Source organism: Haloarcula sp. CBA1122, assembly GCF_009741785.1.
GTDB lineage: Archaea > Halobacteriota > Halobacteria > Halobacteriales > Haloarculaceae > Haloarcula > Haloarcula hispanica.
The window spans coordinates 1-7261 of sequence record NZ_WPCB01000087.1; the positions used below are offsets into that span (position 1 = coordinate 1).

General features: G+C 63.7%; 12 protein-coding genes and 1 pseudogene. 7 read left to right on the forward strand and 6 right to left on the reverse strand.

From position 1 onward, the window contains the following. The 4 genes from hemC to GJ630_RS18905 all read right to left on the reverse strand — a co-directional run. On the reverse strand, nucleotides 1–468 hold a 468-nt coding region (hemC, locus tag GJ630_RS18890), incomplete at its 3' end, for a hydroxymethylbilane synthase (RefSeq protein ID WP_191450707.1). A 75-nt stretch (nucleotides 469–543) separates the two neighbouring features. After that, nucleotides 544–816 carry a hypothetical protein gene (locus GJ630_RS18895; protein ID WP_050037461.1) on the reverse strand — a complete coding sequence of 91 codons (273 nt, stop codon included), beginning with the start codon at nucleotides 814–816 and terminating at the stop codon, nucleotides 544–546. Nucleotides 817–868: 52 nt separating this feature from the next. After that, nucleotides 869–1414, reverse strand: a complete 546-nt coding sequence (locus GJ630_RS18900; RefSeq protein ID WP_191450709.1) for a CDP-2,3-bis-(O-geranylgeranyl)-sn-glycerol synthase — start codon at nucleotides 1412–1414, stop codon at nucleotides 869–871. Between the two features lie 120 nt (nucleotides 1415–1534). Then, nucleotides 1535–1909, reverse strand: coding sequence for a NifU family protein (locus tag GJ630_RS18905; protein ID WP_014039332.1), 375 nt, complete (start codon nucleotides 1907–1909; stop codon nucleotides 1535–1537). Nucleotides 1910–2054: 145 nt separating this feature from the next. Between GJ630_RS18905 and GJ630_RS18910 the strand changes: the two genes are divergently transcribed. Then, nucleotides 2055–2579: a helix-turn-helix domain-containing protein gene (locus GJ630_RS18910; protein ID WP_014039331.1), complete on the forward strand. Its 525-nt coding sequence runs from the start codon at nucleotides 2055–2057 to the stop codon at nucleotides 2577–2579. A 32-nt stretch (nucleotides 2580–2611) separates the two neighbouring features. Here GJ630_RS18910 and GJ630_RS18915 read toward each other — a convergent pair whose 3' ends face one another. Beyond that, nucleotides 2612–3085 carry a DUF6789 family protein gene (locus GJ630_RS18915; RefSeq protein ID WP_191450711.1) on the reverse strand — a complete coding sequence of 158 codons (474 nt, stop codon included), beginning with the start codon at nucleotides 3083–3085 and terminating at the stop codon, nucleotides 2612–2614. A 148-nt stretch (nucleotides 3086–3233) separates the two neighbouring features. Here GJ630_RS18915 and GJ630_RS18920 point away from each other — a divergent pair, with 148 nt between their 5' ends. Next, nucleotides 3234–3806 carry a peroxidase-related enzyme gene (locus GJ630_RS18920; RefSeq protein WP_191450713.1) on the forward strand — a complete coding sequence of 191 codons (573 nt, stop codon included), beginning with the start codon at nucleotides 3234–3236 and terminating at the stop codon, nucleotides 3804–3806. A 25-nt stretch (nucleotides 3807–3831) separates the two neighbouring features. On the opposite strand, the gene GJ630_RS18925 is transcribed toward GJ630_RS18920, so the two are convergent. Then, nucleotides 3832–3999, reverse strand: coding sequence for a zinc ribbon domain-containing protein (locus GJ630_RS18925; RefSeq protein WP_191450715.1), 168 nt, complete (start codon nucleotides 3997–3999; stop codon nucleotides 3832–3834). Between the two features lie 144 nt (nucleotides 4000–4143). On the opposite strand from GJ630_RS18925, the gene GJ630_RS19720 reads away from it, so the two are divergent. The 5 genes and pseudogenes from GJ630_RS19720 to GJ630_RS18945 form a co-directional block, all read left to right on the forward strand. Then, on the forward strand, nucleotides 4144–4281 hold the full coding sequence (locus tag GJ630_RS19720) for a hypothetical protein (protein WP_004964745.1): 138 nt from the start codon (nucleotides 4144–4146) through the stop codon (nucleotides 4279–4281). Nucleotides 4282–4363: 82 nt separating this feature from the next. Beyond that, nucleotides 4364–5344, forward strand: coding sequence for a 4-demethylwyosine synthase TYW1 (twy1, locus tag GJ630_RS18930; RefSeq protein ID WP_151102829.1), 981 nt, complete (start codon nucleotides 4364–4366; stop codon nucleotides 5342–5344). A gap of 314 nt (nucleotides 5345–5658) precedes the next feature. Beyond that, on the forward strand, nucleotides 5659–6063 hold the full coding sequence (locus GJ630_RS18935; RefSeq protein WP_191450717.1) for a hypothetical protein: 405 nt from the start codon (nucleotides 5659–5661) through the stop codon (nucleotides 6061–6063). A gap of 265 nt (nucleotides 6064–6328) precedes the next feature. Next, nucleotides 6329–7027: a DUF120 domain-containing protein gene (locus GJ630_RS18940; RefSeq protein ID WP_008311261.1), complete on the forward strand. Its 699-nt coding sequence runs from the start codon at nucleotides 6329–6331 to the stop codon at nucleotides 7025–7027. After that, nucleotides 7014–7261 (forward strand): annotated as a pseudogene (locus GJ630_RS18945) (3,4-dihydroxy-2-butanone-4-phosphate synthase); the annotation flags it as partial. The gene GJ630_RS18940 and the pseudogene GJ630_RS18945, both read left to right, overlap by 14 nt.

The following is a 7261-nucleotide window of genomic DNA, read 5'->3' on the forward strand; positions in this document are numbered from 1 at the left end:
GATGCGCGTGTCGACGTTGCCCCGGAGCGGTTCGACGGTGAGGTCGTCGCGCTCGGCGAGCAACTGTGCCTTGCGTCGCAGGCTCGACGTGCCGACGGTCGCGCCTTCCGGCAGTTCATCGAGCGAGCGGCCGTCCGGCGTCACCAGCACGTCCTCGGCGGGGGCCCGCTCGGGGACCGCCGCGACGACGAGGCGCTCGGGCCGTTCGGTCGGCATGTCCTTCATCGAGTGGACCGCCGCGTCGAGTTCGCCGTCGAGCACCTTCTCGTCGAGGCTCCGGACGAACGCGCCGGTCTTGCCCAGCCGGTGGATGAGTTCGTCCCGGATCTGGTCGCCCGTCGTCTCCACCTCGACGAGTTCGACCGTCAGCCGGCGGCTCGACAGCGTGTCCCGGACCGTCTCCGCCTGGCGTAACGCGAGGTCCGACCCCCGCGTCGCCAGTTGCAGTGTCTCCCCGCGTGTTGTCATACCCGTCACTCCTCGGTCAGCGCGTAAAAACACACTTCTTCGTCGGTTCACTGGACCGGGATCGAGTCGAAGTCGTTAGCGAGTCGACTCGGCGAGGACAGCCTGGAACACGACCTGCGAAACGAACCCCGCGACGAACGTCGTCAAACCGCCGGCGACGAGGGCGAAGTCGATCAGTCTGTTGAGCGTGTGGACGGGACCGACGCTTACCGTGAGGACCACGTACGCGTGCAAGAGCACGTACATGGTCGGCAGGAATAGCGCCGTACAGACCACGCCGGTGACCGTCGCGCGTTTCAGGACCGAAGGGCCGCGTTCGACGGTCGGGAGGGGATTAGTCAGGGCCATCGGGAGCGGATCGGTGCGCCGGATATGTAGCTCTGGGGGAGACGGTTGCGAGTTACCAGGGCTCGTTTTTCAGGCCGAGCAGGTAGGCGATGCCGTTGGTGACGACGTGTAACACCGGCGTCGCGACGACGACGACGACCAGCACCGGGAGCGTGAACGTCTCGGTGAACCACGACGGCGCGGCCACGAGCGCACAGAGCAAGGCCCCGACGACGAAATCCAGCTGGTCCAGCCCGGGGAACGCCGCCCCGCGCTCCCGACCAGTTCGGCGTTTGAGGAAGGATGCGCCGATGTCCCCGAGCATCGCGCCGAAGGCGAGTCCCAGCCCCGCACGGACCGGAAACGTGGGGAGGTCGACTCCCAGTGCGGCGCTCACGCTGGGCGCGATCTGCGTCAGTCCGAGCGCGAGCAACGTCCCGGCGGCGGTTCCGATCAGCGTCCCGCGCCAGGTCTTGCCGTCGCCGAGCACCCGCCGCCCGCCCCACGTTCGGCCGCCGTCTATCGGTCTGCCGCCGCCGGCGAGAACCGCGGCGTTGTTCGGGATGTACGCCGGCAACATCGCCCACAGCGCCCAGACGACAGTGTCGACCGTCTCCATATCCCCGCCGTCTGCCCCCGTCGTCTTAATCTGTGTGACTCGCTGGTGCAGCACCGCGACCCACACAGACGCTTCCACACCTGCGGCTAGCCACGTTCAAAAAAACGGAGAAAGCTGGCCTCAGAACGGCGCTTCGGGGCCTTCGTCTTCGTCGCCGCCGACGTCGCCGCCGCGGGACTCGCCGGGGAACGAGGGGCTCATGCCGCCGCTGCCGCCGGACATCCCTTCCTGCTGTTCCATCCCGGTGCGCGCGGTGACCTCGTTGATCTCCGGGATCTCCTTGGTCATGCGCGTCTTGATGGCCTGGATGGTCATCGGTGAGATGCCACAGCCGGAACAGGCGCCGCCGAGGCGGATCGTGACGCTGCCTTCCTCGCGGTCGATCTCCTCGATGGCCGCGCTCCCGCCGTGCATCTGGATCTGGGGGAAGTTGCGACGCAGGAAGTTCGTGATTCGCTCGCGCAGGTCGTTGGCGTCCTCTGTGTCAGTGCTCATAGTGAATTGTATTCGGTCCCGGGAGGGCTTAGACCTTTGGACTAACATCTATATGACGGGCGAGAAACCGCGACCCGCCGGCACCCGCCCGTAGTTACTCCGACCATACCTGAAGCTTCTACCGGCGGGGTGAGTAGCCCGTCGTATGACACCCTCCGCCGACGAACCGCGACTGTTCGAGTGTGCGACCTGCGGCGGCATCGGTATCGGCGAGAACCGGCCGGAGTGCTGTGGCCAGCCGATGGCGGCGACCGAGGCGACGGACGCGGCGGTCAGCGAGCCGTCGCTCGAAACCCTGCTGCAGACCGTCTTCGAGATGTCCGGTACCGAGCTGGACGTCTGTCTCTGCGTGATGGAGGGCGGTGAGTTGACCGTGGCAGCACTGGCCGAACAGATCGGTTACGACCGGAGCGTCGTCGCGCGCCATCTCAACCATCTCGCGGAGTTCGGCGTCGTCGAGAAGCGCCGGCGAATCAGGCCGGAGGGCGGGCATGTGTACGTCTACACGCCACAGCCGCCTGAAGTAGTGCGTGAGCGGCTCCGCGGGGAGTTCCTGTCGTGGATTCGGCTGGCGACTGCGCAGTTGGACGACCTGCAGCGCGAGAAGGTCGAGGCGATAGCCGACGCCAGAACCGACGAGCGACAGTGGACCGTGTTTCAGGAGCAGTAGCGGCGACCGCGACGGCTCAGGTACGGCCGATCTCAGATGCGGTCCGCGGTCACGGCGTAAACGACCGCGAGGACGCCCCCGTAGACGACGTGCCACAGCAGCGACGGCGGCGCGAAGTTCGGGAACGGCGGGGAGGCCGGCGAGCCGACCGCACCGAGCCAGACTGGCATCAGAAGCGCGGCAAAGAGCACCCAGGTGGCGACGCCCCAGCCGACGCCGAGTCCGAGCAGTTCGCCGGACGATTCCAGATTGAGGACCCGCGCTAGCCCGGCGAACATCACACCCATCACGGCCCCATGGGAGAGGTGGACGACGAGGCCAGCCGCTGGGCTCGGCGGCGGCGCGAGCCCGTACAGGGACGGGATTGCGACGGCGAGCGTCGCGGTGTTCATCACGAGAATCAAGGCACCCATCACGGCGCTCCCGGCGATACCGCCGAGCACGCCGGCTTTCCAGTTGCCGGTACTGACGTCGTACGTCTGTGTCGTCTCTGTCGTCGTTGACATGCATACGAACGGTCGCGCCGTCTAGCAAAAGAGCCGGCGTGGCTGTTCGACCTCGTGCCACGTCCCCGGAAGAACTATACAGCAGCTCTCGCCAGCCATGGCCAGACAGGCAGCTAACTTTCAAGCCGCGGCCGGACGGACGTGTGGTATGGCAGACTCCGACACAGTGATGGCTCGGTTCGAAACCCCCGACATCGACGACCTCCCCGAAGACCTGCAGGAACGCATCGAAGAGGAGACCGAACGCGCCGGCTTCACGCCGAACATCTTCCCGGCGATGGCCTATCGTCCCTCGCACTTCCGGGCCTTTTTCGCGTACCACGACGCGCTGGTCGAGCAGACGGCGCTGGAACGCGAGGAAGTCGAGCTGATAATCGTCGCCGTCAGCGGCGTCAACGACTGCCTCTACTGTATCGTCGCCCACGGTGCGCTGCTGCGTATTTACGCCGACGCACCCAAGCTCGCCGAACAGGTCGCCGCGAACCACCGAACTGCGGACATCAACGAGACGCACAAGGCGATGCTGGATTTCGCGGTGAAGCTGACAGAATCGCCCGCCCGTATCGAGGACGCAGACCTCGAACGGCTGGAGGACCACGGCTACAGCCGCCGCGCGATCTGGGACATCGGCAGCGTCGCCGCCTTCTTCAACCTCTCGAACCGGCTGGCACAGCTCGCCGACATCCGTCCGAACGACGAGTTCTACGATCTGGGCCGCTGACTCGGGGCTTAGTGGCACCCCAACCTCACGCCGCTTCGGCCGGCCGCACCGCCCCAGCGCCACACTCCGGACAGATCAGGTCCTCGACTGTCGCCACGCGCTGTGCGAACTCGGTCCCGCAGTCGTCACAGCGGAACCGGTAGTGCTGGTCCCCGGAGCCGAACAGCTCGGAGACCGTGTCAAGCACACCCATACTATGTACTCACTATCCGGAGCCCCCAAAATCTTCCGGCTGAGATACATCTCCGCCGGGATTTGATACATATAGCATACATCACAGCGCGTATCTATACACCTAGTAGTTCTGGTCTTGCCTATCAGGGGCATCCACAGGTGTATGAACAAAACACTCTATCTGATGCAGAAGGACAGCGAAACCCGAATCGAAGTTGACGACGATGGCTACGACCGGATCATGGAGAACGGCAACGTCGTCGGCCACCACATGAGCAACCCCATCGTCAAGCTGACGTAAGTTGCCACACGCGGTCCGAGCGTATCGTGACTGACGCGCAACATCCGGGAGTTTTTGCCGCTGGCTGTTGAAGCCGACAGCAATGAGTGACGCCGACGGCGGTCCGAAGCAGGTCTCGGACCCGGCCTACCACAGCGAGAACCACACGGCCGCCCAGACCTGCGGCTGGACGAAAAACGCCCTTCGCGGCGAAGGGAAGTGTTACAAGTACATCTTCTACGGTATCGAGTCCCACCGCTGCATCCAGATGACGCCGGTCGTGAAATGCAACGAGCGGTGCGTGTTCTGCTGGCGGGACCACGCCGGCCACGCCTACGAACTCGGCGACGTGGAGTGGGACGACCCCGCGGCGGTCGCCGACGCCTCCGTGGAACTCCAGCGGAAACTGTTGTCGGGCTTCGGGGGCAACGATGAAGTCCCGCGCGAGGTGTTCGACCAGGCGATGGAACCGCGCCACGTCGCCATCTCGCTGGACGGCGAACCCACGCTCTACCCGCACCTGCCGGAACTCATCGAGGAGTTCCACGACCGCGACATCACCACCTTCCTCGTCTCCAACGGGACCAACACGGAGATGCTGGAGCGGTGTGACCCCACGCAACTGTACGTCTCCGTCGACGCCGCCGACCGCGGGACGTTCGACTCGACGGTGCAGGCGATGGAGGACGACGCCTGGGACTCGCTCATCGACACGCTGGACGTACTGGCCGAGAAAGACGACACCCGCACCGTCATCCGGACGACGCTGGTCAAAGGCCACAACATGCACCACCCCGAGTGGTACGCGGCGATGTGTGACCGGGCCGATGCGGACTTCGTCGAGATGAAGGCGTACATGCACGTCGGCCACTCGCGGGGCCGTCTCGACCGCGACTCGATGCCCGACCACAGCGAGGTCCGGGAGTTCACACGAGAGATGGGCGAGTACCTCCCCGACCACGACGTGCTGAAGGAGGTCGAAGACTCCCGCGTGGCGATGCTCGCCGAGGACGAGAACACATGGGTTCCGAAACTGGAGAAGTCGAGCGAGTTCTGGGAGCAGGATTCGCTCGTCGAGTACTGAGTGCCATGTACGACATCGGGACGCAAGTCGAGCGGAGTGGGACCACAATGCGAACAGCGAAACCGTGAGCGAAGGCAGTCGCTTTTTCGCCTGCTCCGTTGAATAGCGGTTAATCCGCTTGTTCTTACAGATCCAGAGGAATGGAACCGGTGGGTTTGATTCTGTCCTATCGAGAGCGCTCTTTTCGAGTTTGCGTAGGAGTGGAAAGAACTGGCCAGACACCACTCAGGAGTGCCACTCGTAGTGAAAGATCGTAGTCCGAAAGAATAGTATTAAATACATAAGGGGGCGTATTTTCAATCGCGTGAATATTAATGGATCTAAAAAGTAAGCGAAAAGTAAAGGAGTTTCAGGAAGAAGAAATGCCGTCGCTAAAGGATTCAATTGACGACGCAGCGGGTTTTGAGGTCGATCTCGATATCCAGTGGGAATCACTTATCGACGAGAGAGTCAACGAAGAGCTCTGGTTCGAAGGGTGGACGAAAGTCTATTTTCTACCGACAATCAGTGCCTTCGAGGCAATCTGTAGCGACAAATTGGGGCGGGAAGCGCTTGAAGCAGAGCTGGAGTCGGTCGTGTTCAAGAACGTCGCAGGGATGACTGGTGAGATCAACTACAGCGATGGAGCCCTCACGGTTGATAAAGAGCCATGCACCAACATGGACAAAGTCGACAAACGGACAGAGTCCATTGTCCCGTTGCTCGAAGGCAGCCTCTGAATAGCCCAATCGAAACGAATCGGGGCCGATACCCGGTTTCGCGGTCTCATGATGCATTTTCGACCAGTGTCTCCCAGCCGCGTCTTATCATCTATCACAGCAGTGTGATAGGGCCGAACGTGTTAGGCAGCGGCTTGAATTGTATCCAGTAGAAACGGTAAGACGCGCTTCTGCTACCAACCCCGTACCAGTTTTTCTCCGTTCCAAAAGTGGAATGCATTCCACCTTCGGTATGCTTATCCGGCGGGAATCCCTACTGCAATGCATGGCTGAATCAACGGGACAGGGCGTCGGTCGGGACGAACTGGCGACGCTGAAACTGCTCGCCCTCGACGGTGCGCTCGATGAGTCGGCAAAGGTGTCCTGTGCCGATCTCGCGGAACGGCTGGACGCCTCGAACCAGACCGCCTCGCGGCGGCTCCAGCGGCTCGAAGACGCCGGGCTACTGGCCCGGGACATCGTCAGCGACGGGCAAGAGGTCGAACTGACCGGGGACGGTGAACGCCGCCTCCAGTCGGAGTACGCCGACTACCGGCGGATCTTCGAGTCCGACGCCAGCGTCGACCTGACCGGCGTCGTCACCTCGGGGATGGGAGAGGGACGACACTACATCACGCTGCCGGGCTACATGGAGCAGTTCATCGAGCGACTGGGGTACGAGCCGTTCGCGGGCACGCTCAACCTCGAACTCACGGCCGAGAGCGTCCGCAAGCGAGCGCGGATGAGCGCCATCGAACCGGTCACCATCGAGGGGTGGGAAGACGACGAGCGGACGTACGGCCCCGCGTACTGCTACCCCGCTTCGATAGAGGGCAGCGACGGCGAGTACGAGCCGGCCCACGTCATCGCGCCCGAGCGAACCCACCATGGCGAGGAGCAACTCGAAGTGATTGCGCCCGAAAAGCTCCGCGAGGTGCTGGAACTGGCCGACGGTGACGAGGTGATCGTGCATGTCTCGGAGTGAGGAAACCGCCGTTGACGCCGACAGCGTGGCCGACGCCGTCGCCGCCTTCGCCCGCGGCGAGCCGGTGCTGATCCACGACGCCGCCGACCGCGAAGGTGAGACCGACCTCGTCTACCCGGCCGGGGCCGTCAGCCCCGACGCCGTCGCCCGGATGCGCAAACGACGCCGGCGGGGCTCGTCTGCGTCGCGCTCTCGGACCGCGTCGCCGAGGCGCTGGAACTGCCGTTCATGCAG

Coding starts and splice junctions, on each gene's coding strand:
- GJ630_RS18940 (WP_008311261.1), top strand. CDS start 6,329: ATGGCTGAATCAACGGGACAGGGCGTCGGTCGGGACGAACTGGCGACG.
- GJ630_RS18920 (WP_191450713.1), top strand. CDS start 3,234: ATGGCAGACTCCGACACAGTGATGGCTCGGTTCGAAACCCCCGACATC.
- GJ630_RS18935 (WP_191450717.1), top strand. CDS start 5,659: ATGGATCTAAAAAGTAAGCGAAAAGTAAAGGAGTTTCAGGAAGAAGAA.
- GJ630_RS18905 (WP_014039332.1), bottom strand. CDS start 1,909: ATGAGCACTGACACAGAGGACGCCAACGACCTGCGCGAGCGAATCACG.
- GJ630_RS18925 (WP_191450715.1), bottom strand. CDS start 3,999: ATGGGTGTGCTTGACACGGTCTCCGAGCTGTTCGGCTCCGGGGACCAG.
- GJ630_RS18895 (WP_050037461.1), bottom strand. CDS start 816: ATGGCCCTGACTAATCCCCTCCCGACCGTCGAACGCGGCCCTTCGGTC.
- GJ630_RS18900 (WP_191450709.1), bottom strand. CDS start 1,414: ATGGAGACGGTCGACACTGTCGTCTGGGCGCTGTGGGCGATGTTGCCG.
- GJ630_RS19720 (WP_004964745.1), top strand. CDS start 4,144: ATGAACAAAACACTCTATCTGATGCAGAAGGACAGCGAAACCCGAATC.
- GJ630_RS18915 (WP_191450711.1), bottom strand. CDS start 3,085: ATGTCAACGACGACAGAGACGACACAGACGTACGACGTCAGTACCGGC.
- twy1 (WP_151102829.1), top strand. CDS start 4,364: ATGAGTGACGCCGACGGCGGTCCGAAGCAGGTCTCGGACCCGGCCTAC.
- GJ630_RS18910 (WP_014039331.1), top strand. CDS start 2,055: ATGACACCCTCCGCCGACGAACCGCGACTGTTCGAGTGTGCGACCTGC.